This is a genomic window from Halogeometricum rufum, assembly GCF_900112175.1.
GTDB lineage: Archaea > Halobacteriota > Halobacteria > Halobacteriales > Haloferacaceae > Halogeometricum > Halogeometricum rufum.
In genome coordinates this window covers 1,484,346-1,510,714 of the sequence record NZ_FOYT01000001.1, presented here as the reverse complement: position 1 = coordinate 1,510,714, position 26,369 = coordinate 1,484,346, and the positions used below count along the sequence as shown (strand labels likewise).

At 67.5% G+C, this 26,369-nt stretch carries 25 protein-coding genes and 2 pseudogenes; 10 read left to right on the top strand and 17 right to left on the bottom strand.

Annotated features, from left to right (window positions below; genetic code table 11):
* Positions 1 to 76: 76 nt before the first annotated feature.
* Together BM310_RS07860 and BM310_RS07855 are read left to right on the top strand one after the other, a co-directional pair.
* Positions 77 to 874, top strand: a complete 798-nt coding sequence (locus BM310_RS07860) for a creatininase family protein (RefSeq protein ID WP_089806239.1) — start codon at positions 77 to 79, stop codon at positions 872 to 874.
* Positions 875 to 979: 105 nt separating this feature from the next.
* Positions 980 to 2,515: a cryptochrome/photolyase family protein gene (locus BM310_RS07855; RefSeq protein ID WP_089806237.1), complete on the top strand. Its 1,536-nt coding sequence runs from the start codon at positions 980 to 982 to the stop codon at positions 2,513 to 2,515.
* Positions 2,516 to 2,553: 38 nt separating this feature from the next.
* Here the strand turns inward: BM310_RS07855 and BM310_RS07850 are convergent, their stop codons facing one another.
* From BM310_RS07850 to BM310_RS07835, 4 genes are all read right to left on the bottom strand, one after another.
* Positions 2,554 to 2,973, bottom strand: a complete 420-nt coding sequence (locus tag BM310_RS07850) for an arsenate-mycothiol transferase ArsC (RefSeq protein ID WP_089806235.1) — start codon at positions 2,971 to 2,973, stop codon at positions 2,554 to 2,556.
* Between the two features lie 139 nt (positions 2,974 to 3,112).
* Positions 3,113 to 3,307 carry a cold-shock protein gene (locus BM310_RS07845; protein WP_006056982.1) on the bottom strand — a complete coding sequence of 65 codons (195 nt, stop codon included), beginning with the start codon at positions 3,305 to 3,307 and terminating at the stop codon, positions 3,113 to 3,115.
* A gap of 162 nt (positions 3,308 to 3,469) precedes the next feature.
* Entirely contained in the window at positions 3,470 to 4,090 is a 621-nt protein-coding gene (locus BM310_RS07840; RefSeq protein WP_089806233.1) for a hypothetical protein, read from the bottom strand.
* Between the two features lie 132 nt (positions 4,091 to 4,222).
* Positions 4,223 to 4,801 (bottom strand): peroxidase-related enzyme, encoded by a 579-nt coding sequence (locus BM310_RS07835; RefSeq protein WP_177232586.1) that lies wholly within the window; start codon positions 4,799 to 4,801, stop codon positions 4,223 to 4,225.
* A 127-nt stretch (positions 4,802 to 4,928) separates the two neighbouring features.
* Here BM310_RS07835 and BM310_RS07830 point away from each other — a divergent pair, with 127 nt between their 5' ends.
* Positions 4,929 to 5,795 carry a universal stress protein gene (locus BM310_RS07830; protein WP_089806229.1) on the top strand — a complete coding sequence of 289 codons (867 nt, stop codon included), beginning with the start codon at positions 4,929 to 4,931 and terminating at the stop codon, positions 5,793 to 5,795.
* 48 nt (positions 5,796 to 5,843) lie between these two features.
* On the opposite strand, the gene BM310_RS07825 is transcribed toward BM310_RS07830, so the two are convergent.
* A complete protein-coding gene (locus BM310_RS07825) occupies positions 5,844 to 6,350 on the bottom strand; it encodes a metal-dependent hydrolase (RefSeq protein WP_089806227.1) in 507 nt (168 codons plus the stop codon).
* A 94-nt stretch (positions 6,351 to 6,444) separates the two neighbouring features.
* Here BM310_RS07825 and BM310_RS07820 point away from each other — a divergent pair, with 94 nt between their 5' ends.
* Together BM310_RS07820 and BM310_RS07815 are read left to right on the top strand one after the other, a co-directional pair.
* Entirely contained in the window at positions 6,445 to 7,605 is a 1,161-nt protein-coding gene (locus tag BM310_RS07820; protein ID WP_089806225.1) for a mechanosensitive ion channel family protein, read from the top strand.
* A gap of 93 nt (positions 7,606 to 7,698) precedes the next feature.
* Complete coding sequence (locus BM310_RS07815) at positions 7,699 to 7,920, top strand: hypothetical protein (RefSeq protein WP_089806224.1); 222 nt, start codon at positions 7,699 to 7,701, stop codon at positions 7,918 to 7,920.
* Here the strand turns inward: BM310_RS07815 and BM310_RS07810 are convergent, their stop codons facing one another.
* Both BM310_RS07810 and BM310_RS07805 read right to left on the bottom strand, forming a co-directional pair.
* Entirely contained in the window at positions 7,921 to 8,718 is a 798-nt protein-coding gene (locus tag BM310_RS07810) for an aldo/keto reductase (RefSeq protein WP_089806222.1), read from the bottom strand. It lies immediately after the preceding gene.
* 90 nt (positions 8,719 to 8,808) lie between these two features.
* Positions 8,809 to 10,389: a uracil-xanthine permease family protein gene (locus tag BM310_RS07805; RefSeq protein WP_089806220.1), complete on the bottom strand. Its 1,581-nt coding sequence runs from the start codon at positions 10,387 to 10,389 to the stop codon at positions 8,809 to 8,811.
* Between the two features lie 119 nt (positions 10,390 to 10,508).
* On the opposite strand from BM310_RS07805, the gene BM310_RS07800 reads away from it, so the two are divergent.
* Positions 10,509 to 11,834: an MFS transporter gene (locus BM310_RS07800; RefSeq protein ID WP_089807089.1), complete on the top strand. Its 1,326-nt coding sequence runs from the start codon at positions 10,509 to 10,511 to the stop codon at positions 11,832 to 11,834.
* Between the two features lie 60 nt (positions 11,835 to 11,894).
* Here the strand turns inward: BM310_RS07800 and BM310_RS07795 are convergent, their stop codons facing one another.
* Positions 11,895 to 12,377 carry a chemotaxis protein CheW gene (locus BM310_RS07795; protein ID WP_089807086.1) on the bottom strand — a complete coding sequence of 161 codons (483 nt, stop codon included), beginning with the start codon at positions 12,375 to 12,377 and terminating at the stop codon, positions 11,895 to 11,897.
* 252 nt (positions 12,378 to 12,629) lie between these two features.
* Here BM310_RS07795 and cheB point away from each other — a divergent pair, with 252 nt between their 5' ends.
* The 4 genes from cheB to BM310_RS07775 are packed head-to-tail and all read left to right on the top strand — an operon-like array spanning position 12,630 to position 18,093.
* Complete coding sequence (gene cheB, locus BM310_RS07790) at positions 12,630 to 13,817, top strand: chemotaxis-specific protein-glutamate methyltransferase CheB (RefSeq protein ID WP_089806218.1); 1,188 nt, start codon at positions 12,630 to 12,632, stop codon at positions 13,815 to 13,817.
* Between the two features lie 3 nt (positions 13,818 to 13,820).
* Positions 13,821 to 16,367 carry a chemotaxis protein CheA gene (locus BM310_RS07785; protein WP_089806216.1) on the top strand — a complete coding sequence of 849 codons (2,547 nt, stop codon included), beginning with the start codon at positions 13,821 to 13,823 and terminating at the stop codon, positions 16,365 to 16,367.
* On the top strand, positions 16,367 to 17,191 hold the full coding sequence (locus tag BM310_RS07780) for a CheR family methyltransferase (protein ID WP_089806214.1): 825 nt from the start codon (positions 16,367 to 16,369) through the stop codon (positions 17,189 to 17,191). The genes BM310_RS07785 and BM310_RS07780 overlap by 1 nt, the downstream gene beginning before the upstream one ends.
* Positions 17,192 to 17,208: 17 nt before the next feature.
* Positions 17,209 to 18,093: a CheF family chemotaxis protein gene (locus BM310_RS07775; RefSeq protein WP_089806212.1), complete on the top strand. Its 885-nt coding sequence runs from the start codon at positions 17,209 to 17,211 to the stop codon at positions 18,091 to 18,093.
* 120 nt (positions 18,094 to 18,213) lie between these two features.
* Here BM310_RS07775 and BM310_RS21310 read toward each other — a convergent pair whose 3' ends face one another.
* From BM310_RS21310 to BM310_RS07740, 9 genes and pseudogenes are all read right to left on the bottom strand, one after another.
* Positions 18,214 to 18,354, bottom strand: a complete 141-nt coding sequence (locus tag BM310_RS21310) for a hypothetical protein (RefSeq protein ID WP_177232555.1) — start codon at positions 18,352 to 18,354, stop codon at positions 18,214 to 18,216.
* A 262-nt stretch (positions 18,355 to 18,616) separates the two neighbouring features.
* The gene (locus BM310_RS07770; protein ID WP_245778443.1) at positions 18,617 to 19,762 is read right to left on the bottom strand and encodes a CheF family chemotaxis protein; all 1,146 of its coding nucleotides are present in this window, start codon (positions 19,760 to 19,762) and stop codon (positions 18,617 to 18,619) included.
* Positions 19,759 to 21,510 carry an archaellar assembly protein FlaJ gene (flaJ, locus tag BM310_RS07765; RefSeq protein ID WP_089806210.1) on the bottom strand — a complete coding sequence of 584 codons (1,752 nt, stop codon included), beginning with the start codon at positions 21,508 to 21,510 and terminating at the stop codon, positions 19,759 to 19,761. Before flaJ ends, BM310_RS07770 begins: the two co-directional genes overlap by 4 nt.
* 2 nt (positions 21,511 to 21,512) lie before the next feature.
* A pseudogene (locus BM310_RS07760) lies at positions 21,513 to 22,715 on the bottom strand (type II/IV secretion system ATPase subunit); the annotation flags it as partial.
* Between the two features lie 68 nt (positions 22,716 to 22,783).
* Positions 22,784 to 23,180, bottom strand: a pseudogene (locus BM310_RS21930) (type II/IV secretion system ATPase subunit); the annotation flags it as partial.
* The gene (locus BM310_RS07755; RefSeq protein ID WP_089806206.1) at positions 23,180 to 23,929 is read right to left on the bottom strand and encodes an ATPase domain-containing protein; all 750 of its coding nucleotides are present in this window, start codon (positions 23,927 to 23,929) and stop codon (positions 23,180 to 23,182) included. The gene BM310_RS07755 and the pseudogene BM310_RS21930, both read right to left, overlap by 1 nt.
* A 2-nt stretch (positions 23,930 to 23,931) precedes the next feature.
* The gene (locus BM310_RS07750; RefSeq protein ID WP_089806204.1) at positions 23,932 to 24,381 is read right to left on the bottom strand and encodes a flagellar protein G; all 450 of its coding nucleotides are present in this window, start codon (positions 24,379 to 24,381) and stop codon (positions 23,932 to 23,934) included.
* A 3-nt stretch (positions 24,382 to 24,384) separates the two neighbouring features.
* Complete coding sequence (locus BM310_RS07745; RefSeq protein WP_089806203.1) at positions 24,385 to 24,846, bottom strand: fla cluster protein FlaF; 462 nt, start codon at positions 24,844 to 24,846, stop codon at positions 24,385 to 24,387.
* On the bottom strand, positions 24,830 to 26,236 hold the full coding sequence (locus BM310_RS07740; protein ID WP_089807082.1) for a FlaD/FlaE family flagellar protein: 1,407 nt from the start codon (positions 26,234 to 26,236) through the stop codon (positions 24,830 to 24,832). The genes BM310_RS07745 and BM310_RS07740 overlap by 17 nt, the downstream gene beginning before the upstream one ends.
* Between the last annotated feature and the right edge of the window lie 133 nt (positions 26,237 to 26,369).

Here is a 26,369-nt window from a genome sequence, read left to right as displayed (position 1 = left end):
GCCGGCAGGTCACGGTCTCGCGGTATCTTTCTGCCTCACGTACTTTCTTGGGTCGTCTCCACGTCGACAGGAGTAGATGTACGTCGCAGACCAGACGTGGCCCGAACTCGGAGACTACGTCGCCGCAGAGTCGGTCGCAGTCGTCCCCCTCGGTTCGACGGAACAGCACGGCCCGCACCTCCCCCTCGCCACCGACCACCTCATCGCCGAGGCGTTGGCCCGCGAGGCCGCCGACCGGACGGACGTGCTCTGTACGCCCACCGTGAACGTCGGCGTCAGCCCCCACCACCGGCAGTTCCACGGGACGATGTGGGTGGACCCGCCGCAGTTCCGCGACTACGTGGAGTCGATGACGCGCAACCTCGCCTACCACGGTATCGACCGCGTGGTGTACGTGAACGCCCACGGCGGCAACGCCCAACACCTCCGCGAGGTGGGTCGCCGCCTCCGCGACGACGGGACGATGTACGCCATCGAGTGGATGTGGGACGAGTCCATTCCGGACCTCGTCGACGAGGTGTTCGAGCACAACGGTCCCCACGGCGGACCGAAGGAGACGGCGATGATCATGCACATCGCCGGCGAACTCGTCCGCGAGGACCGACTCGGAGACGCCCGCGACGGCGGCCTCGTGGACCTCGACGACTCCACGAACTACATGACCCACGGCGCGCGCACGTTCTACGACGCCGTGGAGAACTCTGAGAACGGCGTCTTCGGCGACCAGACGGACGCGACGCCCGAGACGGGCGAACGCCTGTTCGAGGCCGCCGCCGACCAGTTGGTGCAGTTGATAGACTGGCTGGACGACAGGCGGTTCGAGGACTTGATGGCACCGGCGCACGTGGACCCGCAACCGGGCAGTCGGCGGTGAGGCCACCGGCGGCGATGCCGGTCGTCTCCCGGCCGCACGTTTAACTCTCGACCCTCCTAACGGGCGTTCGATGACGTTCAGACCGCCCGCCGCCGTCGTGCCCCGATGACCGTCTGGTTGCTCGGCGACCAACTGAACCCCGACGTGACGCCGTTGCAGTCGGCCGACCACGTCCTCCTCGTGGAGGCGCACGGCTTCGGCGAACGCCTCCCGTACCACCCGCAGAAGCTCACCCTCGTGTTCAGCGCGATGCGGCACTTCCGCGACGAGTTGCGCGAACGCGGGTACGAGGTGACGTACCTCCGGGCAGAGTCGTTCGGCGACGCCCTCGACGACTACTTCGCGGCGAACCCCGGCGACGACCTGGTTCTCATGGACCCGCCGAGTCACGGCGCGGGCGACCGACTCCGGGCGATGGTCGAGGCGCGCGGCGGGAACCTCACGCTCGTGACGAACGACCTCTTCCTGACGACGCCGGAGACGTTCGACGCGTGGGCCGAGGCGCGGAACGGCGACGGCGGCGGTGACGGCGACGGTGACGACGGAGACGAACGCTACCGACAGGAGCACTGGTACCGCCACGTCCGGCGCGAGTTGGACGTGCTGATGGACGGCGACGGCCCGGTCGGCGGGCAGTGGAACTACGACGGGGAGAACCGCGAGACGCCGCCGGACGGGTGGACCCCGCCCGAGGTGCCGCGGTTCGAACCGGACGAGACGACCGAGGCGGTCCGGCGGTTCGTCCGCGACCGGTACGACGACGCGTGGGGCTCCGACGAGTCGTTCGGTTGGCCGGTCACCCGCGAGGAGGCGAGACAGGCGCTGGACCACTTCGTCGAGGTCCGTCTGGCCGAGTTCGGGCCGTATCAGGACGCGATGGTCGAGGGCGAGTGGGCCCTGTGTCACTCGCTCCTGTCGTCGTCGCTCAACCTCGGCCTCCTCCACCCGCGGGAAGCGGTCGAGGCGGCAGAGCGCGCGTACGAGGACGGCGCACCGCTGAACAGCGTCGAGGGGTTCGTCCGGCAGGTCCTCGGCTGGCGCGAGTTCGTGCGCCACGTCTACCGGCGGCGGATGCCCGAGATGGGCGAGGCGAACCGACTCGGCCAGACCGAACCGCTCCCGGCGGCGTACTACTCGGGTGAGACGGAGATGACCTGCCTCTCGGAGGCGGTCGGCCACGTCTGGGACCACGGCTACGCTCACCACATCGAGCGGCTGATGGTGCTGTCGAACTTCGCGCTCCTGTACGGCGCGGACCCGCACGAACTCAACGAGTGGTTCCACTTCGGGTTCGTTGACGCCTTCCACTGGGTGACGACGCCGAACGTCGTCGGCATGGGGTCGTTCGCGACGGACGCCCTCTCCTCGAAGCCGTACGCCGCCTCGGCGAACTACGTGAACGGGATGAGCGACTACTGCTCGTCGTGTCCGTACCACCACACGAAGACGACCGGCGAGCGTGCGTGCCCGTTCAACGCGCTCTACTGGGACTTCCTGAAGCGAAACGAGGCGGAACTCCGCGGGACGGGCCGGATGGGACTGATGTACTCGCACGTCGACCGAAAAGACGAGTCCGAGTGGGAGGCGATTCGTGACCGCGCCGCGACGATTCGGGAGATGGGCGCGCGCGGCGACCTGTAGCGCCGGTAGCGCTCGAACCGGGCCGACCGGCCGACCGACTACGCCTCGCGTTCCAACTCGTCGAAGAACGCGGCGACGCGGCCGCGAATCTCGTCGCGAATCTCCGCCGTCGCCTCGGGGTCCTTCCCGTGGGGGTCCGTCAGGTCCCAGTCGCGGTTGTCGCCGGCCCACCCGGCCGGGCAGACGTCGTCGGCCGAACAGCCCATCGTTATCACGTAGTCGGACTCGGATATCTCCTCGAACGTCACCTCCCGCGGCGACCGGTCGGAGAGGTCGATTTCGACCTCCTGCATCGTCTCCACGACGTTCTCGTGGACGTGGTCGGCCGGGCGCGTCCCGCCGGTGACCACGTTCACGTCCAGTCCGCGCTCCGCTCTCTCCCGTTCGGCGAACGCCGTCGCCATCTGACTCCGTCCGGCGTTCTGCACGCAGACGAACGCCACGGTTGGGCTAGTCATCGGTGAAGTCTCTCTCGGAGACGACTATCACTCCTTCGACCACGGCGAACGCCGTCGCTCGCGAGGGGTGAAATACCGCAGAATCGTGGTGAGAATCGACGTGACCGCCGACCGCAGTACCGCTGTCGTGTTGCGTTCCTTACAGGCGCTGGAGGTTCTTCGCTCGCGGACCCTTGTCGGCCTGTTCGATGTCGAACTCGACTTCCTGGCCCTCTTCGAGGTCAGGGCCACCGACGTCTTCCATGTGGAAGAAAACGTCCTCGTCAGAGTCTTCGCTTTCGATAAATCCGTAACCGCCCGTGTCGTTAAAGAACGCAACCGTACCTTTCGCCATTGCGGGTGGACAGAGGGCGACCTGCCTGATAAGGCTTCCGCCGTCGGTTCGGTCGCGCGACTCTCGGGGTTCGTCTGGTGTCGGCGGCGGCCCGGAGGCGCGACAGGCGGCCCCTCTCGGCGGAGGTGCATTCGGGAGACGTACTCGCTGTACGACGACGATTCAGTCCAACTCGACGAAGTTCGTGTTGTCGCCGATGACGACCTGAATCTCGTCGTTCTGCTTGTAGTAGTGGTCCTTGACGTTCTCGAATCTGAACCGCTTTCCCTCCGCCAGATAGGGGTGGCTGACGCCGTCGCCGACGACGAACGGCACCGGTCGCCAACTGTTCTCGTCGACGAGTTCTCCTTTCACGTCCGGCATTCCCGAGACGTTCTTCTTGACGAAGAACACGGCGTCGACCGTCGCCTCGACGTCGACGTAGTCGCCGGACCCGGTGAAGTCCTTCAGCGCTCTGACCCTCGACGGGTACGAGTCGCTCCGGTCGCCGTCCGACGTGACCGGTGTCTCCGCGTCGCCCGACGTGCCGTCGGTGCCGTCGGTCCCACCGTCTTCGGGCGCCCCGAGAAACAGGTAGTTGTCACGACGACCGACCGCGCGTTGAAACCGCGTGACCGTCGCCTCGACGTCGCGGACCGCGCCCGTTCCCCCGTCGACCTCGAAGTCGAACAGGCACTTCGTCGGCCCGACGCTCCCCGGCGAGGCGACGTACCAACTCCCGTCCCTCTTTTCGACCGTGAGCGTACCGCTCGAATCCGCCTCGGTGAACCAGTTGGAAGACATACTCGACAGTACCGGTCGGATGTCTTCAACGTTCGCCACGCCGTCACGTCGCCACGCCGTCACGTCGCCACGCCGTCACGTCGCCTCGCCGGTCACGTCTGGTCGTCGAGAACGGATGCAGGGCAGACCTGACTACTCCCGCGACTCCCGACCGAGCGTGTGGAACTCGTCGTTCGGCCGCATGTCGGCGAACATCGCCATCCGGTTCGAGAGGTTGAAGAAGGCCGTCACCGACGCGATGTCCCAGATGGCCTCCTCGGAGTAGCCCGCCTCGGCCAGTCGGTCGATGTCCGCCTCGGTCACGTCTCGGGGCGACTCGGTGAGTTTCACGGCCACGTCGAGCATCGCCATGCGTTTCTCGGAGACGTCCGCCTGCCGGTAGTTGGCGACGAGTTGGTCCGCCAGCGTCGGGTCCTTCGCGTAGATGCGGACGAGTGCGCCGTGGGCGACGTTGCAGTAGTAGCAGTGATTGACGCCCGAGACGGCGACGACGATCATCTCCACCTCCTCGCGGTCGAGGGCGGTGTCCTCGACGAGGGCGTCGTGGTAGTCGAAGAACGCGCGGAAGTGACTCGGCTTGTACGCGAACGCCGAGAAGACGTTCGGCGTGAACCCCGCGCGCTCGGTCTCCGATTCGATTCGCTCCCGCAGGTCGTCGGGCAGTTCGTCTTCGTCCGGCACCGGGAATCGCGTCATCGCGTCGTCGTCCAGTTCGACCATGCCTCGGTATATGCCGGTCGATGCTTAAGGACTGCTCTCCGACCGACGTCGTCGCGGCGGGTCGGACGCGCCCCCGACTGGGAAAGCGATTAACACGCTGTCGGACGTCGGGGCCAGTATGTACGAACGTATCCTCCTGCCGGTGGACGGCAGCACCGGCGCGAGCGAGGCGCTGTACCACGCGGGCGAGATAGCGCAGTGGGCCGACGGGAGCGTCCAGTTGCTGTACGTCGCCGACACCGCGCGCGACAGCGTCACCGTCGTGGAGAACGACGTGGTGGACGCCCTCGAACAGGAGGGCGAGGAAGTCATCGAGGAGGCCGCGTCGGTGCTGGAGTCGCTGGGCGTCGAGTACGCGACGGACGTGGTGCAGGGCGACCCCGTCTCGACCATCGTCGAGTACGCCGACCGGTACGACTACGACGTGGTCGTCATGCCGACGCAGGGTGAGCGGGGCCTCTCAGAGCAGTTGCTCGGGAGCGTCACCGAGAAGGTGGTCCGCCTCTGCGACCGGCCGGTGATGACCGTCCGCACCGGCACCGAGCGGGACCTGTCGTTCCCGTACGAGCGCATCCTCGTCCCGACCGACGGCAGTTCCGCGGCGACGTACGCCGCCGAACACGCCCTCGACGTCGCCGCCGCCCTCGACGCCACCGTCCACGTCCTCTCCGTCGTGGACGAGTCGCTCCTCGGCCTCGACGTCCGCTCGGCGCTCTCGGAGGCCGAGGGCGAGGAGGCGGCCGAGGAGGCGGTGGAGAACGTCGCCCTCGCCGCCGAGTCCCGCGAGGTGGAGGTGGTGAAACACGTCGAACGCGGGTCGCCCTACGAGGCGATTCTCGACGGCGTTGACGAGACCAGTGCGGACGCCATCGTGATGGGAACTACCGGCAAGCGCGGCGTGGACCGCATTCTCCTCGGGAGCGTCGCCGAGAAGACGATACGCACCTCGCCGGTGCCGGTCGTCAGCGTCACCGAGAGCGAGTGACCCACCGTCGGCGCGGCGGCGCGCGGGCCGAGGCCGACGCGAGTCGAGTCAGAGCGTGACCGCGAGAGTGAGGGCGCCCGCGACGGCGAAGACGCCGACGCCGAACAGCCCGTAGTTGGCGAGTCGGTTGTCGGCCCGCCACAGGGAGACGGTGTACTCGCGGCCGGAGAGCGGCCAGAGGAAGTTCACGCCCGCGGGCGTGAGGGCGTCCGCGAGGAGGTGCGCGAGGACGGCGAGGAAGCCGACGAGGAAGCCGAAGACGACGACGCTGCCCTCGGCGACGGCCGCGAGGCCGACGTCGCCGAGGCCCGCGGACGCCGCGGCGCGTCCGACGAGGGCGAAGCCGCCGCCGACGAGGGCCGCGAACGCCAACGAGTGCGTCGGCCCCCGGTGGGGGACGCCGGGGAGTCGGTGGTCAACGTCCGGCAGCATCGCCAGCCACAGCATCGCCGCGCCGACGACGAACGCGAGGTCCGGGCGGCCGAGGCGGACGAGTGCGAAGCCGACGGGCGCGAAGACGAGCAGCGAGACGCCGTAGTGGCCCTTGCGGAACATGCCTCCGTCTCGCGGCGGAACTCCGAAAAACCGACCGGTCCGCCGCCGCGAGAATTCGAGAAACCGTTATGTTCCGAGGTGACGTGTTTCGGGCATGTACGGCCCCCTCTCGGATGCACTCGCGGGCCTGTCGGCCGCCGAGGCCACCGTCGGCCTCCTCCTCGTCTCCCTCCTCGCGGCCCTCGGCATGGAGTTCGTCGTCCTCCGGGCGGCGCGGCGCTACGTCAGCCACACGGACGGCGCCTACGACGACATCGTCCTCGCGGAGTTGCGCCTGCCGGTGGTCGTCACCGCCGCCCTCACCGGCGTGTTCCTCCTCTCGCAGGTGCCCGCGGTCAGGGGGTCGACGCTGTTCTCCGCCGCGGCGCTGGACAACTTCTTCGGCCGGCCGTCGCTGTCGGTCATCGTCCTCGTCTGGGCGTACGCGGCCAACCGCGTGGTGAACCGGCTGGTCGAGGAGGTGAACGACCGCGGCGGACGGTTCGACTTCGCGCCCGTCTTCTCGAACGTCTGGACGCTCGTCGTCCTCCTCGGCGGCGCGGCCACCCTGCTGTGGCTCTGGAACATCGAGATAACGCCGCTGCTCGGCGCGGCGGGCGTCGCCGGCATCGCCGTCGGCTTCGCCGCGAAGGACACCGTCGCCAACTTCTTCGGCGGCATCGCGCTCTACTTCGACGACACGTACAAACTGGGGGACTTCATCGTCCTCGACGACGGCACCTCGGGGTCGGTGGTGAAGGTGGGCATCCGGTCGACGACGCTCCTCACGCGCGACGAACTGATGGTGACCGTGCCGAACTCCGTGCTCAACGCCGCGAAGATAACGAACGAGTCCGCTCCGCAACGTCGTCGGCGCATCCGCGTCCCCCTCGGCGTCGCCTACGGCACGGACGTGGACGCCTTCGAAGCGCTCGCCGTCGAGGTGGCCGACGCCGAGTCGCTGGTGCTGGACTCGCCGAAACCCCGGATGCGCTTCCGCCGGTTCGGCGACTCCGCGCTGGAGTACGAACTGCTCTGCTGGGTGAGCGCACCGACGCGCCGCCGCCGCGCGCAGCACGAACTGAACCGCGCGCTCTACGTGGCGATGACCGACGCGGGCGTCGAGATACCGTACCCGAAGCGGGACGTGACGTTCACGCGAGCGCCCCCGGCGAACGCGGGCGGCGACGGCCGGACGGCCGTAGACGCGGAGACGGAGGCGGAGACGGAGAGCGACGTCGAGGCGGACGAACGGGTCGCGGGCGTCGACGACTGACGCGAGGGCCGTCGACCGTCAACCGTCCACCCACGACCGAAACCGACGGCCGCGGAGCCGACAGTATAACTCGGCGGCCCCCCAAGCGGGCGTATGACGCTGGTGCTTCAGACCGTCGTCGCCGAGTTCATCGACGGGGTCGTGCGGGCCTACGGTCCGTTCGTCATCCCGGTGGCGTTCTTCGTCGCCGGGGCCGTCGGCTACGTCGTCCTCGTCGCCCTCGGTCGCGCGGGCATCGGCGAGGGCCTCACGGAGGCGCGCGCGGACGACTCCGACGACCCGACCGACCCGACCGAGGACGAGGCCGACCGGTAGTCAGTGCCACGGGGCCGACTCGGGGTCGATGACGCGCCGCCGTTCGTCGATGCCGTCGATGGCCGCGAGGTCCTCGTCGTCGAGTTCGAGGTCCGCCGCCGCGAGGTTGTCGGCGATGTGGTCGCCCGTGGCCTTCGGGATGGGCACGATATCGTGCGCCGTCGCCCACGCGAGACACACCCGCGCCGTCGAGACGCCGTGTTTGTCGGCGACGTCCGCGAGGACGGGGTGGTCGAGAATCTCCCCGCGACCCAGCGGCGAGTAGGCGACGAGGTGGTGGCCGTGCGCTCTCGCGTACGCCCTGAGTTCCTCCTGCGGCAGGAGCGGATGGCACTCCACCTGGTGGGCGGCGATGGGCGCGTCGAGAATCTCGCGGGCCTCGTCCAGCAACTCGGGCGTGAAGTTGCTGACGCAGACGTAGTCGGTCACGCCCGCCTCGCGGAGTTCGTCGAACGCCGGGAGCGTCGCCGCGGCGTCGTACGCCGCGGTGGGCCAGTGGACGTACAGCATGTCGACCCGGTCGACGCCGAGGCGGTCGAGACTCTCCCGCGCCGTCCGCTTCGCGTCGTCCGGCGCGAGGTTGTCCGGGTGGACCTTCGTCGCCAGCACCACCTCGTCGCGGTCCACCTCGCTCCGTCGGATTCCCGCGCCGACTTCGGCCTCGTTGTCGTACATCTGCGCGGTGTCGACGTGCCGGTAGCCGGCGTTCAGCGCCTCGGCGACGCTGTCGGTCCACACGTCGTCCGTCTCGTCGCCGGAGGTGCCGAACCCCATCGCCGGGAGGTCGAGGTCTGTCATGCGTCCGGGGACGGACGGCGGCGCAAAAGGTGTGCGGGAAGCGGTGACGGGGGTGACGTCGGAGCGTGCGACGTGGTCGAACGACTCCCGTCAGTCGCCCTTCGTCTCGCCGCCGCGGACGAAGCGGTCGTAGGCGGAGGCGAAGTCCTCGTCCGCCTCGGCGGACTCCTCCCACTCCTCCAAGCCGCGTTCCTCGCGCGTCCCCTCGATGGTGTTGTCGAGGAGGAACGCGAACAGGCCGCCGACGGCCATCCCCGTCGACCCGATGACGAAGACGGTGTAGGAGACGACCTGCGTGCCGAGGACGGGGCCGAGGTACGCGACGCCGCGCATCCCCTCCTGAAACGCCGCCGCGGACCCGACGTTGCCCATGTAGGTCGGCACGGCGAGGCCGACGAACAGGGCGACGCCGACGACGAAGATGTTCCGCGAGGAGTCGAGGTCCACGTACTTCAGGTTCGAGAGGCCGACGGCGACGATTTGCCCGAACATGGCGATGTAGAGGCCGCCGACGATGGGGTCGGGGATGGTCGCGACCAGTTGGCCGAAGTAGCCGACGAAGCCGACGACCAGCATCACCGCCGCGCCGACCTGCACGACGTAGCGCGAGGCGACGCCGGTGAGGCCGATGGCGCCGATGTTCTCGGAGTAGGAGGTCGACCCCGACCCGCCCATCAGCCCCGAGAAGACGTTCATGATGCCCTCCATGCCGATGCCGTGGTTGATGCGTCGCTCGGAGGGCGCCCCGACGCCCGAGAGGCGGGCGACGGCGTGGTAGTCGCCGAGGCTCTCTATCATCGACGCGCAGACGCCCGCGAGCATGCCGATGACGAACGACGAGGTGAACTGCGGGACGCCGAACGCCACCTTCCCGACGAGGGGGAGGCCGACGGTGACCGCGTACGGGCCGCCCGCGAAGCCCCACTGGAGGGGGAAGATGGGCATGAGGGCGGGCGCGGCAAGCACCGACCCGAGGTCGACGTAGCCCGGCGTTCCCGGCGCGTAGACGCCGGTGACCGACAGGACGGCGGCGACGAGGTAGGCGACGACGATGCCGAGGAGGACGGGGAACAGTTGGAAGGCGCGGTGGGCGGTGTCGACGTACTGCGAGAAGAGGACGATGAGGAGGAGCGTCAACGCGAGGAGGGAGACGTTGCCGCCGGCGGACGTGACCTGCGGCGTGTTGAACAGGGCGAGACCGATGAGGGCGATGGTGGGCGCGATGACCACCGGCGAGAGGAACGAGCGGAGTTTCCCGAGGAGGCCGAAGTAGCCGACGGCGATTTCGACGGCGGCGGCGGCGATTATCGCCCCCTGCAGTTGGAGAAGGGCCGTCTGCCACGCCGGCCCGGCCGGATCGGCGGCGGTGACGACGCCCACGACGGCGAGGGCGGGCGCCAGCATCGAGAACGGCGCGCCCTGCACGATGGGGTAGCGGTTGCCGAACGTCGTCTGCGCCAGCGTGGCGACGCCGGAGACGACGAAGAACGTGCCGACGAACCGCGGGATTATCTCCGCGGGCATCCCGAGTGCGCCCGCGAGGATGAGGGGGACGGCGATGTTCGCGCCGACCATCGTGAGGTAGTGTTGAACGCCGAGGAGAAGTGAGGTGCCGAGGGGCGGTTCGTCTTCGATACCGTACTCCACGAAGGAGTCGTCGGACCGGCTCATGGGGTATCCCCGTCCATGCTCGTCGGTTCGGTCCGCATCGACCCACAAATATCCGCCGCTCTCGCCCGATTCGCGTCGAATCGGCAACACCTTTCTCCCGTCGTTTCGTGGGCTCCGACGTGACGCAGTCACATCGAACGACGGACGCGTGGCTGTACGGGTGGGCGCTGGGGTACGCCGCCGTCGGCGCGGCGTCGCTTCTGGTACCGCTGTACGCCATCGACCTGGGCGCGGGCGCGCTTCTCGTGAGTCTCATCGCCGCCACGGCGGCGTTCGCGGGCGTCCCGGGCGCGATTCTGTGGGGCTGGCTGGTCTCTCGGACGCACCGCCGACGGCCGTTCATCCTCGTCGCACTCGGCCTGACCAGCGCCGTCCTCGCTCTCACACCGTTGCTCTCCTCGCCGTGGACGGTGCTCGCCGCCAACGCCCTCCTGTGGTTCGTCGTCGCGGCGGCCGCCCCCGTGCTGAACCTCGTCGTCGTGGAGGGTCACCAGCAGCACCAGTGGCCGGTCCGTTTCGGGCTGTTGAACAAGTATCAGGGGTACGGCTGGCTCGCCGGCCTCGTCGTCGGCGCGGGGTGGTCCGGCGTCGCCGGGTCGGCGTTCGGGCTCTCTCCGCTGGTGGCCAAGCGCCTGTTCTTCGTCGGTGCGGGTCTCACGGCCCTCCTCGGGGCGTTCGTCGTCTACCTCCGCTACCCCGAACGGCCGCGCATCACCGAACGGCGGTTCGTCCGCCTCCTCCGCCACGTCCAGCAGAACGGGTTCGGCGGCGACCGGTCCACGCGCGCCGTCCCGTTCGGACCGGGGCGGGTGTACTGGGGACTGCGGTCGCTCAGGTTCGGCGACGACGCGCGGCGGCGCCTCCGAAGTCGGCTCGGCACCCCAATCGTCCGCTATCTGGCGGCAGCGACGCTGTTCTTCGCGGCCTTTTCGGTCTTCTTCGGACCGCTCCCGGCGTTCCTGACCGACGTGGGGTACGGCACCGACGAGGTGTTCGTCCTGTTCGTCGTCTCCTCGGCCGCCTCGGCCGTCGCGTACGCCCCCGTCGGGACGCTCGTCGCCCGCATCGACGCGCTCCGCCTCCAGACGAGCGCGCTGGTGTCGCGGGCGATACTGTTTCCCCTCGTCGCCGTCGTCGGCCTCGGCGTCGCGCCCCCGGGCGGAGTGGTCCTCGTCGGCGCGCTCTTCGCGGCCATCGGGCTCTCGTGGGCCGTCATCGCCGTCACGGCGACGGGACTGGTCACCAACCTCGCGCCCGAACCCATCCGGAGCGAGGCGCTCGGCGCGTACACGGCGCTCGGCAGTCTCGGCGGGGGCGTCGGGAGCGCCGTCGGCGGCGTCGTCGCCGGGAGCGTCGGCTACGTCGCCGCGTTCGCACTCGCTGCGGTCTGTCTCCTCGCGTCGGTGGCCGTCGTCGTCCGCGAGCGGACGGTTCGCGGCATCTGACCGCGGGTTCGGGGTGGCCCGCCGGGACGAGGGAGAGAAAGTCGTCGCTCGTCGTCGGCGCTAGTGCTGGGCGACGGCGTTCACCGGCGAGATCCAGATGACCAGGTCGCCGTCGCGCTTGATGACGCCCTCGATGGAGTCGTCCTTCTCCAGCGGCGGTTCCTCTATCTCGTCCATCGAGACGCGAACGACCTGGAACACCTCGTCGACGAGCCAGCCGATGGCGGCGTCGTCCTCGAACTTGTTCGAGTCGAAGATGACGATGCGCTTGGCCTCGCCGTCGCCGGTGTCGACGTTCAACAGCGCCTTCGGGTTGACGATGGACGTGGTTCGCCCGCGGAGGTCCATCACGCCGTCGACGTAGTCGGGGGCGTTCGGGACGGCGGTGAGCGAGCCCTTGTCGACGATTTCGGAGACGTACTCGATGTCGACGCAGTACGTCTCGTCGCCGAGTTTGAACTCGAGCACCTGTATCTCTCGGACTGACTCGTCGTCCGCCTCGTCTGCGGTGGGTACGGCAGCGGTCTGTGGTTCCTGCGACATGGTGTAGCTCCCGGGACGCGCGAGCGTCACCGGCTTACCTGAGTTCTCGCGTCAAATCGTCCATAAAGGTACGTACCCGATTATCAGCCGTGATTCTCACCGGCGAGCGTTTAAGACCCCTTCTCGGAAAGGACAGACATAGATGAGCGGTCAGAAAGGAGTCAGAACGGTACCGTCCGGACGCCGACAGGTCCCCGGACCGCGGTACCGTTCATCGCACGCCGGGCGCGTGCGGCGAACGATCCGAGAAGGATGTCACCGGAGCGGGTCGCAGTGAGCGCCGCATCGGGGTCGAACTCGGCGGACGGCACCACGCGCGCCGTCGTCGTCGACGACTCGCGGTTCATGCGAACGCTCATTCGCACCCTTCTGGAGGACGGGGGAATCGACGTGGTCGCCGAAGCGTCCGACGGCGCCGAAGCGGTCGAGACCGTCGGCGAGCACGGACCGGACGTGGTGACGATGGACATCGAGATGCCCGAGATGAACGGCATCGAGGCCGTCGAAGCCATCATGGCGAAGCATCCGACGCCGGTGTTGATGCTCTCGGCGCACGCCGAGGACGACGCCGACGTGACGTTCGAGGCACTCGACAAGGGGGCCGTCGACTTCGTCACGAAACCGGGCGGGGAGGTCACCTCGTCGATGCCCCGCGTCAAGCGCGAACTTGTCGAGAAGGTTCGCTCGGCCGCCGCGGTGGACCTCTCGGCCACCCAGCGGACCAAGGGGAACGTCGGCGAGACGGCGGCGCGCCGGAGTCCCCCGAAGGAGACGGCGACACCCGCCGAACCCCGCGACGCCGGGCGGAGCGAGTCGGCCGCGCCGTCGCGCGACGACGCCGACGCGGACGGGTCGTACCCCGACGTGTCCACGCTGGTCCTCGGCGCGTCCACGGGCGGGCCGAACGTGGTCGAACAGGTCCTCGGCGACCTGCCGACGGCCGCGAACCTCCGCATCGTCGTCGTCCAGCACATGCCGGAGGGGTTCACCGGCCGGTTCGCGGACCGCCTCGACTCGCGGTCGGCGTACGACGTGCGGGAGGCGACGGACGGCGACCGAATCGGCGTCGGCGAGGCGCGCGTCGCGCCCGGTGGGTCGCACCTCGTCGTCGACCGGGACCGCGGGGGTCGACTCTCGCTGAAACTGACGGACACCAAGCCCGTCCACGGTGTCAAACCCGCCATCGACCTCACGATGGCGTCCGCCGTCGAGACGGTCGACGGCCCGTTGGCCGGCGTCCTCCTCACGGGGATGGGAAGCGACGGGGTGGACGGGATGGGGCGCATCCACGAGGCGGGCGGCCACACGGTTGCACAGGACGAAGCGACGTCGGCTATCTTCGGGATGCCGAAGCGAGCCATCGAGACGGGGTGCGTAGACGTGGTCGCCCCCGCGGGAGACGTCGCGTCGAGCATTCTGGACGGACTCACGGAGGACTGAACGATGGACGAGGAACTATACCAGGCATTCATCACCGAATCGGAGGAGAGCATCACGCAACTGAACAACTCGCTGCTCGAACTGGAGGCCAACCCGGACGACACCGAGGCCATCGACGACATCTTCCGGCAGGCCCACACGCTGAAGGGCAACTTCGGCGCGATGGGGTTCGACAACGCCGCGACGGTGGCGCACGCCGTCGAGGACCTCCTGGACGAGATTCGTCACGAACGGCTGGCGGTCACCCCCGACCGGATGGACCTCGTCTTCGACGGCATGGACGAGATTCTGGAGATTCTCCACGATATCGAGGAACACGGCGAGTCGAAGAGCGACCCGTCGGACCTCGTCGAGGAGATTCGCGCCGCCGCCGAAGGGGGCGACGAGGGGGGAAACGAGGAGTCGGCGACGACTGAGGAGACGGCGTCGGCGTCCGAAGACGAGGACGGCGACGACGTCCTCGCCGTCGCCGCCGAGACGTTGGACCTCGCCAGCGACGAACTCGCCGACACCGAACTGCTGTACCACGCCGCCATCGAACTCGACGCGGGCGACATGAAGGGCGTGGACGCCGGCCTGTTCCTCGGCGGCGTCCCCGACGACATCGACGTCGTGGGGTCGGTGCCGAACATCGACAGCATCGAGGAGGGCGAGTTCGAGGACGGGTTCGCCCTGTTGATCGCCGGGACGCCCGAGTCGGAACTCGGGCCGACGCTCGCGGACCTGTGGAAGGTCGAACGCGTCGAACTCACGGACGTGTCGGCCGTCCTCACCGACGACTTCGACCCCGAGACGGCGTCTGACTCCGGAACGGAGGGCGCCGCCGCCGCGGAGAACGTAGAGACCGCAGACGCCGGCGCAGATGCCACCGACGCCGTCGAATCCGCCGAGAGCGACCCCGACGACGCGACGGCGGACGCGGATGCCGGCGACGCGGACGCCGACGGCGTCGACCCCACGGAGGCCGAAGCGGCCGTCGCGGCGGTCGAGGCCGCCTACTCCGACGGTGCGGACGCAGACGGGTCCGCCGACGCGGCCGAAACGCCGGACGACGCAGCGACCGACGCGGAGGCGGCGAGCGAGTCGGCCGCGGCGGCGAACGCGGCCGACGCCGACGAGAACCCCGAGACGGACGCCGACGATGAGAGCGCCGACGACGACGGCGACGAGGAGAGCGCCGACGACGACGGCGACGAGGAGAGCGCCGACGACGACGGCGACGACGAGGCGTCGGACTCGGAGACGGAACAGGAGGGGAGCGACGAGACGGACGACGACGCGTCGAAGCGCGCGGACGAGGCGAAAGAGGAGAAGGACCGCTCCATCTCGGCGGTCAAGTCCGTCCGCGTGGACGTCGACCAACTCGACGAACTGCACGAACTCGTCGAACAACTCGTCACCAGTCGCATCAAGCTCCGACAGGCGATGGAGGGGCAGGCGGACATGACGAGCGGACTCGACACGCTGGACGAGTTGGACAAGATATCCACGAACCTCCAGAACACCGTCATGGACATGCGGCTCATCCCGCTGAAGAAGGTGTTCGACAAGTTCCCGCGCATGGTCCGCGACATCGCGCGCGAACAGGACAAGCGAGTGCGTTTCAAAGTCGAGGGCGAGGACATCGAACTCGACCGGACCATCCTCGACGAGATATCCGACCCCCTGATGCACGTCCTGCGGAACGCCGTGGACCACGGCATCGAGGCGCCGGACGTGCGCGAGGCGAACGGGAAGTCCCGCACCGGGACCGTCGAACTCAGCGCCCGACGCGAACACGACACGGTGGTCATCACCGTCTCCGACGACGGGGCCGGCATCGACGCCGACTCCCTCCGCGACAAGGTCGTCTCGGAGGGACTGGCGACGCGCGACGAACTGAACGAACTCCCCGACGAGGAGGTGTACGACTACGTCTACCACCCCGGCCTCTCCACCAACGACGAGATTACGGACGTGAGCGGTCGCGGCGTCGGCATGGACGTGGTCAAGACCACCGTCGAAGCGCTCGACGGGTCCGTGGGCGTCACCAGCACGCCCGGCGAGGGGTCGGTGTTCACCATCCGACTGCCCGTCTCCGTCGCCATCATCAAGGTGCTGTTCGTCCGCGTCGGCGAACGCGAGTTCGGCGTCCCCATCAAGTACATCGACGAGATTTCCCGGCGACAGGAGGTCCGGACGGTCAACGGGGCCGAAGTCGTCGTCCACGAGGACGACATCTTCCCGCTCATCCGCCTCCGCGACGCCCTCGACGTGGACATCGACGAACGCGACACGGGGATGATCGTCCGCATCCGGCCCGCCGACCGGCAGGTGGCGCTCCACTGCGACCACGTCACCCGGCAGGAGGAGGTCGTCGTCACGCCGCTTCAGGGTCCGCTCAGCGGGACGAGCGGACTGTCCGGCACGGCGGTCATCGGCGACGGCAACGTCATCCCCATCCTCGACGTGAGCACGCTGGAACTGCCCGACGGGGGCAGGCAGGCGATGCGCGAGTGGACGCCGCCGTCGAACGACGAGTCCGGAGAGGTCGAGGAGGCCGCCGACTGATGGCGAGGACCGAGGCGTCCTCGGACCGGACGTTCCGCGACCTGCTCGACTACGTCGAGTCGTCGCTGTCGTTCGCGACGAGTTCGTACAACGACGCCTACCTCGACCGCCGAATCTCCGCGCGGATGCGCCGCCGGGGCGTCGAGGGGTACGACGACTACCAGTCGCTGCTCGGCGAGGACGACGAGGAACGCGAGGCGCTGTTGAACTCCCTCAGCGTCAACGTCACCAGCTTCTTCCGCAACCCCGAGGTGTGGGAGTCGCTCCGGGACGTCCTCGCCGACATCGCGTCGAACGGGCGCGTCGACGTCTGGAGCGCGGCCTGTTCGGACGGCCGCGAGGCGTACTCGATGGCGATGCTCGCGCACGACGACGACCGAATCGACCCCAACCGGGTCCGGATTCTCGGCACCGACATCAAGCCGGAGATTCTCCGCGCGGCGCGGGCCGGCGAGTACCACGCCTCCGAGACGAACGACATCGAAGAGCAACTCGAACCGCTCTCGGGGAACGACCGCTACGTCGAACGCGACGGCGACGTCTACCGCGTCACCGACGAGGTGAAGTCGCTCGTCTCGTTCAAGCGGCACGACCTGGTGCAGCAACGCCCCCCGGACACGTTCGACCTCGTGGTGTGTCGGAACCTGTTCATCTACATCAACAGCGAGGCGAAGGAGGCGATATTCGACACGCTGGGGTCGGCGCTCACGCCGGACGGCTACCTCACCATCGGGATGACCGAGACGGTGCCGCCGTCGTGCCGGGACCGGTTCGACCCCGTCGAGAAACGGCTCAGAATCTACCGGAACGCGGCGGGAAACTGACTCCGTGAGATAACACGATGAAACCTGGCGAGAAAAAGGTCGCTGACACGAACGGACGGTTCCTCCAGGTCAAGCGCGGCGGGCGAAATCTGAACGACGCCAACTGGGCGAACGGTCGCATCCTGCTGTCGAACCAGCGCCTCGTCCTCGCGGGCACCGGCGGGAAGCGGACGTTCCCGCTCTCGACGATAGAGCGACTGGGCGGCCGGTTCGACGTGAACCAGAAGATAGCGACCGTCTCGGACTACCTCTCGCTACACTACAACGACGGCGAAGACGTGGTCCTCGTCGCGCCCAAGGACTTCGACGAGTTCGAACTCGAACTGTACGGCGCGCTGCTCAACTCCACGAAGTTCCTCGTCCGCCACCCCGCCGTCGAGGGGGGCGTCGTCCAGAACACCGAGTGGGAGGGCGCGCGGATGAAAGTCGAGGAGGAGGCCGTCAGCATCGCCACCGTCACCGGGTCGTTCGTCAACATCAGGCTGGACGACATCGGCGACATCGAGATGGGGCGACGCACCGTCCGCGACGAGTCGCGGGAGGTCATCGAAGTCGAGCACTCCGACGACGAGGGGACCAGCCTCCAGACGTACGTCTCCGGCCCCGAACGCCCGGTGAAGATTCTGAAGTCGCTGTTCCGCATCGGCGAGGAGCAGTCCGAGACGGCGCTGGAACTGTCCAAGCAGGACAAGCAGGTGTTGATGGCGCTGTACTCCGGCGTCTCCCCGTTCGACATCCCCGCGTTCCTCGGCATCGACGTGGACGAAGTCGAGGAACTGTTCGTCCGCCTCATCGACCACAACGTCCTCGACGAGGTCCGCGTCCGCCACGAAGTCGAACTCAACGCCCGCGGGCGGTCCATCGCCGCCGACGCCATCGACGACCAGGGCGCGAACATGTGACCGACGCGGCGTACGAGAACGTCGCGAATCGGCCGTCGACCGCTCCTCTCCTCTCCTGCGGTACGAACCGCGCATTCGTCACGAAGCCGAGACCGAGCGGTCCGACCACGTCTCGGTCTCTCACTCCGAGCGTCGTGCGTCCTCCGAGAGCCACCACAGGTGGCCGCGGTCACGGACCCGCACGCGTTCGACGGTCCCCTCGTCGACGAGTCGCTCTAGCTCCCGAGAGACCGTCTCGAACGGGCGGTCGAGTCGTCTCACCAGATAGTGACGACGGGACGCGGTGCCGCCGCGAGTTCGGAGACGAGTCGCTCGCGCAGGTCGCCGCCGTCGTCGCCGTCGCGCCACTCGTCTCTCCCTGACGGAGCCATCGAACGGTCGTCCGACACGGAGCGTAGTAACTGTGTGTCATCGGTAGGTGACTTCCCCCGCCCGGCGAGTCGTTCGTCCGTCGGGTCGGCGTCGTCGCCCGGACCACCGCTGGTGCGACGCCTCCCGACCTCCGTACGGCGAGAGCGCCGCCTCAGACGTTGACGTCCTCTATCTCCTCGTTGACCACGAACCGCCCCTGCGGCGTCAGGTCGCAGGGCAACTCTTCGTCGGTGATGAGGTTGTCGTCGAACAGTTCGCCGAGGCGGTGGTCGAGTTCGTCGTCGTCGAGGTCCAGCAGCGACGCGATGTCCATCTCCGGGCCGGTCGAGTAGAGGCCGACGAGGACCTCCAGCGTCTCCTCTTCGACTTCGACGTCGCGCACGTCGCTCTTAATCCAGTGATAGATGAGTCTGAGGTAGCGCCCGAGGATGTTCATCTTCCGGCGCGACCCCATCGAAATCTCCGAGGTGACGGTCTGGCCGTTCTCGACGTGCTGGACCGAGAGGACGAGTCGCTTCTCGTCGTCGATGGTGCGTTCGATGACCTCGAAGAAGATGACGGAGGCGAGGTCTATCTCGAACGGGTCGTCGCCCTCGCCGAGCACGTCGTTGCCGGGGAAGACGACGGACTCGTAGTCGAGGTGGAGTCCCGTCTTTCGCTTCGGCGTGTCCATGACGCGCCCCCCGACCTTGGCGGGGTGCTTCACGAGCGTCGTCGACCCGTTCAGCGCCGCGCGGAACAGCAGCAGGGAGAACTTCTCGATGGTCTCGCGGTCGCCGCCGATGACCGTCGTCCGTCGGCGGTTGCCGACGATGTAGCCGACCATCACCGTGTAGTCGAAGAACTCCTCGACCTCGGGGGGCACCTGCCCGACGGCGATGTCGAAGATGGAGGTGACGGGCACCACCGTCTTGGTCTGCGAGGTGGCGAGGATGAGGCGGCGTTCGCTCATCAGGACCCGGCCCTTCACCGGGTCGAACGTCGCGTCCCCGCCGGCGACGAAGTTCGCCACGAAGTCGACGATGATGGACTCGCCGTTCTTCGCCTTGCGCAGTTCGCGCTGTCGTCGCTTCTCCGCCTCGCCGTCCTCGTCGACGTCCTCCTGTTTCTTCTGCCGGTACGCTTCCAGCAGGTCCTCGCCGTTCGAGTCCGTGTTCGCGGGCGACGCGCCGCCCCCGTCGGAGGAGCGCTCGGCACCCCCGTCGGTTCGGAGTCTCGCGTCGGCCTCCCGTCGCGCAGTCGGGTCGTCGCGAGGCGGTGTCGATGCGTCACGGTCGGTGTCGCTGTCGTCAGTCATACGCTGATCAGTGCTCCTGCGAGCGAGGAGGTGGCGACGGCACTCGCACAGCCGATCCACACGAGGACCACGAAGTGGAGGTACGCGTTCGCCTTGTGACCGCCGTCCACCATCCGAATCATCAGCGAGGACAACAGCGCGTTGAACAGGATGATGAGTGCGAGGAGGTACTCGATGAACGGGATGTCGTAGACGCCCGCGTAGATGAGTTGGCCGAACTGCATCTGACCGAGGTTCATCTTCGTCGAGAACGAGGCCAGAATCTCCACGACTTCCAGCCCGATGAAGAAGGCGAACGACGCCGACGCCGTGATGCCGTAGAGGACGCCGATGAGGGTGACCGTCGCCTGTTCGCGCTGGCGGCGGAGCTTGATTATCTCGTTCATGTTCCGCGAGATGAGTTCGCCGAGTTGCTTCGGCGTCCCACCCATCTGGCGGCCGATGTTGTACATCTCGCTGAACTTCTGGATGAGGTAGGAACTCGACTCGGCGGTGAAGAAGAACCACGAGCGGGTCGGCCCGATTCGCATGTTGAGCCGGACGTACAGGCGGTCTATCTCCCGCGAGAGGACGCCGAAGTCCTTCGTCCGCAGCGTCTTCAGGACGGCGGTGGTCGTGCTCTGCTTCGCGCTCTCGGAGGCCCCCAGCGCGCGGATGAAGCCGGGGTACTCCTCGTCGCGTTCCTTGATGCGGTTCTCGTGCCGCCGGGCGATGATGCCGGGGATGGCGAGGGGAGTCAGCGGTGCGGCGATGAGGAGGGGGACGGGCGTGTCTATCATGACCGCCTGTACCGACTGGCCGACGGCGGTGAACCCGGCCGTCCCGAGAGCGAGGACGCCGACGAGGACGAACGACAGCGCGACGGCCCCGTAGAGCGCGATGTCTATCTGCCGGTCGGCCTTGGTCCGGTACTCGTCCTGCACGTACCACAGCGGGTCGTACGGCGACATCGTCTTGATGACGTAGTAGAACCCGAGTTGGACGAAGACGAACAGCACGATGACCGCCGCGATGGTCATCGTCGCGTCCGTCCCCGTGAGGATGGGGAGGACGATGGCGTTGATGACGGCGAACGTCATCGAGAGAATCATCGAGAGGTAGAGGTCCTTCATCACTTCGAGGTTGCCGAGCGCGCTCTCGTAGACGGTGATGTACTTCTGGACCATCGCGTTCTGCTCGCCCAGGAGGAAGTCGTCGATGTCCTGCCCCGCACTGAGCGAGTACGCCAGTCTGTCGAGGAAGTCCGCGAGCGGTTTCGACGGCACCTGCCGTGCCCGACGCTCACAGGCGTCGTCGAGCGACTGGTTCCACGTGTCCACGAGTTCGGTGATGCGGCGCATCTCGATGGCGAGTTCGCCGTACTCCTCCTCCCGGCCGAGCTGTCGGAACACCGACACCCGGTCGATGTTCGTCGTCGAGAGGACGGTCATGTGGGTGATGAGAAGGTGTATCTGGTTCTCCAGTCCGCGGCGTTGCTCCTCGACGAGGAGGCGCGGGTACAGCACCGCGCCGACGACGACGAGTGCGCCGAGGAGGAAGATGGGGATGCGGACGAGCAACGGCAACGGGAGCGCTATCGCGCCGACGAGGGCGGCGGCGAAGAACACCGCCGCCGGCAGCAACACCACCAGCCCGTAGCGTCTGATGGGCATCGGCATCCGCTCGTACGACTCCAGGACGGAGTCGAGGAACGCTCTGACCTGTCTGGTCTGCGTGCCGAATCCCTCTCCGGTACTCGTCTCGGACATCGTTACAACCTCGCCATGTCGAACGGGAGGCCCTCGGCGCCGTCCCGCTGGAAGTCCTCGATGAGTTCGTTCACTTCGTGGTAGCCCGTGATGTTCTCCTGCTGCGCCCGACGAACGATTTCGGCGCGGTACTCGATGTCGTCGTATATCTTCCGCGTGTCGTCGTAGCCGAGCAACGTCGCGATCTTCTCCTCCATGATGAACGAGTTGTTCCGCCCCTGGAACACGATCTCGTCCTCGACGGGGTCCCAGTAGAACGCCTCGCGGGTGACGACGCCGCCCATCTCCTTGGAGTAGCCCTCTATCTCCTGCACGCTGGTCACGCGACGCAGCGTCTCGTTGCCCCGCTTCACCCGGTTCTGGAACAGGGCGATGTCACAGTTCGACATGAACGTCTCGGGGACGTTGATGGGGTCGCCGGTGAACCGCTGAATCATCGAGACGATGTCGGACGCGTGGAACGTCAGCATCACGGGGTGACCGGTCTGGGCCGCCTGGAACGCCATCCGGCCCTCCTCGCCACGGACCTCCCCGACGATGATGTAGTCGGGGCGCGAACGCAGGGCGGCCGCGACCAGGTCGAACATGTCCACCTCGGAGTCCGCACCGCGCCCCTCGCGCGTGAGGAGTTGCTGCCACGTGTCGTGCGGCGGCAGCACCTCCGCGGTGTCCTCCGCCGTGTATATCTTCGAGTCCTGCGGGATGAACGAGAGGATGGCGTTGAGCGTCGTCGTCTTCCCGGACGCCGTCTCGCCGACCACGAAGATGGTGCGCTCGTTCTCCAGCGCCATCCAGAGGTAACCGCACAACTCCGGCGAGAGCGTCCCCCACTTCGATATCTGGAACACCGACAGCGGAACGTCGTCGCCCTGACGGATGGTGAGGCTCGACCCCTTCAGCGACACGTCGTCGGAGTAGATGATGTTGATACGTGAACCGTCCGGCAGCGTCGAGTCCACGATGGGGTGAGCGTCGGAGACGGGGTCGCCGATGCGCTCACCCATGTTCCGAAGCCAGTTGTCGAAGTCGTCCTTCGAGCCGAACTCGACCGTGGTCTCGAGGAGGCCGAACACGCCGTGGTCGACGTCCACCTGCTGGGGCCCGATGACGTGAATGTCCTCGTTCGCCGGGTCGCGCATGATGGGTTCGAGCGGACCGAGACCGACGATGTCGCGCACGAGGCGGTACTGAATCTTCTCGTACGTCTCCTCGGTTATCTGCACGGGGCCGATGTCCAGTTTCTGGATGAGTTCGTGGACGCGGCCGGTCTGCTTGCCCTCCAGGACGACGATCTCTTCGAGCAGTTCCTCGATGCGGTCCTCGTACTCCACGTCGGCCTCGGGCGCCGGCTTCGACACGGAGCGCTCGAGGAGTTTGTCCTTCACCAGGTCGAACACTTCGCGTTCGTGGTCGTCGAGTTCCGGTTCGATGGCGTAGTACTTCGTCGTCTCGCCGAAGTTGCCGTACACCTGCGCGTAGATGGGGCCGCCGAGGTGGTAGATGATGTTCGGGCGCCGGGACTCGTACTCGCCGGACGCCTCCTCGACCAGCATCGGGAACTCGCCCGTTATCTGGCGAAACCGCTTGAGGTGGTCGCGCAGGTGACCCCAGCGCATCGCGTGCCGCTTCAGGTCGTCGGACAGTTTCGCGGAGCCGTGTTCGGTCGCCATTACGCCACGCTCCTCGACTCGATGACGATGCCGATTCCGGACCGGACGGAGAACCCGATTCGGTCACCGACCTGTTCGCCCATCCCCGCGAAGCGCTTCACGAAGATGTTCCGGCGGACGTCGTTGCCGACTTCGACCATCTCCAACTGGAGGTAGACGTCGGCGATGGAGCGGAACGGGCCGATGGCGTCCTCGTCCACCGTCGAGGGGTCCACCGTGAGGATGATGGTCTTGTTCTTCGTCGTCAACTCGCGGAAGAAGGAGATGATCTCCAGCGCCGCCTGTCGCTCCTCGTTCTGCCGGACCAGCGCCTCGAACTGCGGGTCGTTCCGGAGGATGGCGTCGAACGTGTCGATGATGGTCACGTCCGCCTCCCACAGCGTCTCGGCCTCCATCAGGCGGCGGAGGAGCTGTTTCCGCTCGGAGGCGTTACCACCCGTCAGCGCCCCCGACGCGTCTATCTCCGCGGGGATGAAGAGCACCTCCTCGTTGAGCAGCGGCTTCACCATGTCGTACTCCAGCGAGTGCATCTGGTCGAGGAACCCGCGGACGCCCAACTCCGTGGAGATGAGCGACGTGACGATGTCCTCCTGACTGAAGCCGTAGGTGAACCGCTGTGAGAGCACGCTCTTGCCGGCGCCGTAGTCCCCCTCGATGAGGACGATGGCCCCGCGCGGGATTCCCCCGCCGAGTTCCTTCTGCAACCGGTCGTGCTGTTGTAGCCCGAGTGAGAAATGGCTCGATTTCATGATTAGGTCCTGAATCTGAAGGTTTCCTCGTCGCCGTCCACGACGAGCTTCACGCGGTGGTCACCGCTGTCGAGAGAGAGACCGCCGACGACGACTTTGACCACGCCGTGCGGTGCCCAGTCGGTGTTCCCGTCGGCGACGGTGACGGTGACGTCGGTCCGGTACTGCGCGTCGACGATGACGTCGAACGTCTCCCCCGTCGCCGGGAGCGTCCTGTCGCCGGTGTTCTTCACGTACAGCGTCAGGTTCCCGCTCCCGTCGTCGTACACCGACGACTCGGAGTCGCTGATGACCTCCACGTCGGTCCGGATGTTCTTCGACACGTCGGCGCCCCGGTCGTCGAGCGCGCTGCTGATGTCGGTCACCGTGTTGATGAGGACGCCCGAGACGCCCGCTGCGATGACGAGGCTGGCGATGAACAGGATGAGCGTGGGTGCGGAGACGTCGGCCATCGGTCAGACGTTCACCTCGTTGGGAGTCGCGTTCACCGCGCTGATACCGTTCTCCGTCACGATTTTGACGCGAGAGGGGGAATCGTCGAGGTTCAGTTCCACTCTGAGCGTCTCTCCCGGTGCCCAGACGTCGGTTCCCGACGTCCCGTCGACAGTCACGGAGGGCGCGCTGCTCAGGTCTTTGTACTCGTTGTCGACGAGCATCGAGGTGTCGTTGACCGACAGCGTCGTCGTCCCCGTGTTCGTGACGTTGACGTCGGTCGGGTAGTTCGGGGTGCTGTTGTTGAACGTCACCGACCCGACGGTTATCGCCGTGTTCCGCCGGTCGAGCAGTCGTTCCTCGTCGCTGTCGTGGGCGTCTTCGAGCGTCTCCGCGGTGCCCGCCGCGGCGGTGTACAGCGTGCCCGTGGCGATGAGCACGCCGAGGAAGATGATGGCCGTCGAACCGCTAACGCCGAATCCCACGGTGACCCCCTCCTCGGTGCGACAGCTCTTCGAGCAGACGCGCCTCGGCGACGTCGCCCGCGAGTCGGCTGACGTACGTGAGGCTCTCTTTGTGGTGTTCGACGCGGAGGTCACGCGGCTCCTCGGCCGTCGTGGAGGCGGCGGCGTTGCGCACGTGCGCGTTCATCTGTCTCTCGACGGTGCGGGAGATCCACTCCTGTTCGCGGTACTGTCGGAGCGCCCGCGCCGCGCCGATTGCGCCGCCGACCGAGACGAGGAACCGGGTCCACTCCAGCGCCACCGACTCCGCGACGTAACTCGCGGGCAGGGTGGCGAGGTAGACGTCGGCCTCCGCCTCCGACTGTTCCGTCTCCCGGTCCGTCGGAGACGCCGTCTCGGTCGTCGGTTCGCTGAACTCGAACGACCCCGTGTCGTCCGGTTCGGTCGCCGTGTCCGGTTCGGTCGCCGCGTCCGGTTCGGCCGCCGCGTCCGGGTCCTCGTCGGCCGCGTCGAGTTCCTCCTCGACGTCGTCGATGCCGTCTTCGGCCGCGTCGTCCTCTTCGTCCGTTTCTTCCTCCTCGCCGACGAGTCCGTCGGTCGTCGGTACGTCGTCGTCCTCGACCGCCAGGTCGTCCGCGTCGAGGGGGCCGTCGTCGACGTCCTCCGCTTCGCCCTCTTCCCAACCCTCGCCCTCCTCGTACTCGGCTTTGAGGTCGTCGAAACTCGACCCGCCGCCGGCGTCGTCCTCGTCGTCCTCGACGACCGGGTCCTCGTCGCCGAGAATCTCCTCTGTCGGGTCCTCGGCCTCGTTCTCGGCGAGTTCGTCTTCGGCGGCCAACTCGGCCTCCTCGGCTTCGGCGTCGGCGTCGAGTTCGCCGAAGTCCTCGTCGAAGAAGCTCTCGGCGTCCGCGGACGCGACGTCGGGGTCGAGGTGTTCTTCTTCCTCCTCCTCGGCGTCGAACAGGCCGAACGAACCGCCGCCCTCCAGTCCGCCCATCTCGCGGGCGTCGTCCACGAACGGGTTGATGCCGCGAGTCACCATCTCGTAGATGTCGAGGAGTTTGCGGACCGTGTCGTCGAGTTCTTCGACGGTTTCGCCGATCTGTTTGTTCTCCTCGCGGACCGTGTTGACGCTGGAGGACGTGGCGCTGACCTCGTTCTCGAGGTCGGAGACGCGGTCTTCCAGTTCGGCGACCGTGTCGGGGTCGACGCCGCCACCTCCGCCGCCGCCGCCGAAGTCGGCGTCTTCGTCGTCGAAACCCTCCATGTCGTCGTCGTCGAAGTCGCCGAAGTCGTCTCCGAAGTCGTCGAGGTCCTCGTCGAAGCCGAGACCGTCAGTCGCGAGGCCGGTCCCCTCTTCGTCGGACCGCGCGTCTTCGTCTTCCCCGTCTATCCAGTCCATCATTCCCATCCGTCTCGCCTCCGTCGCGTGCGGGCCCACTGGCTCCGCTCACTGGCCGACGACGACACACAGACCTCACTCCGGTGTCGCGCCGACACCCGGTCGGATGGGCACTCCGACGTCGGGGAATCAGGTAGCATTG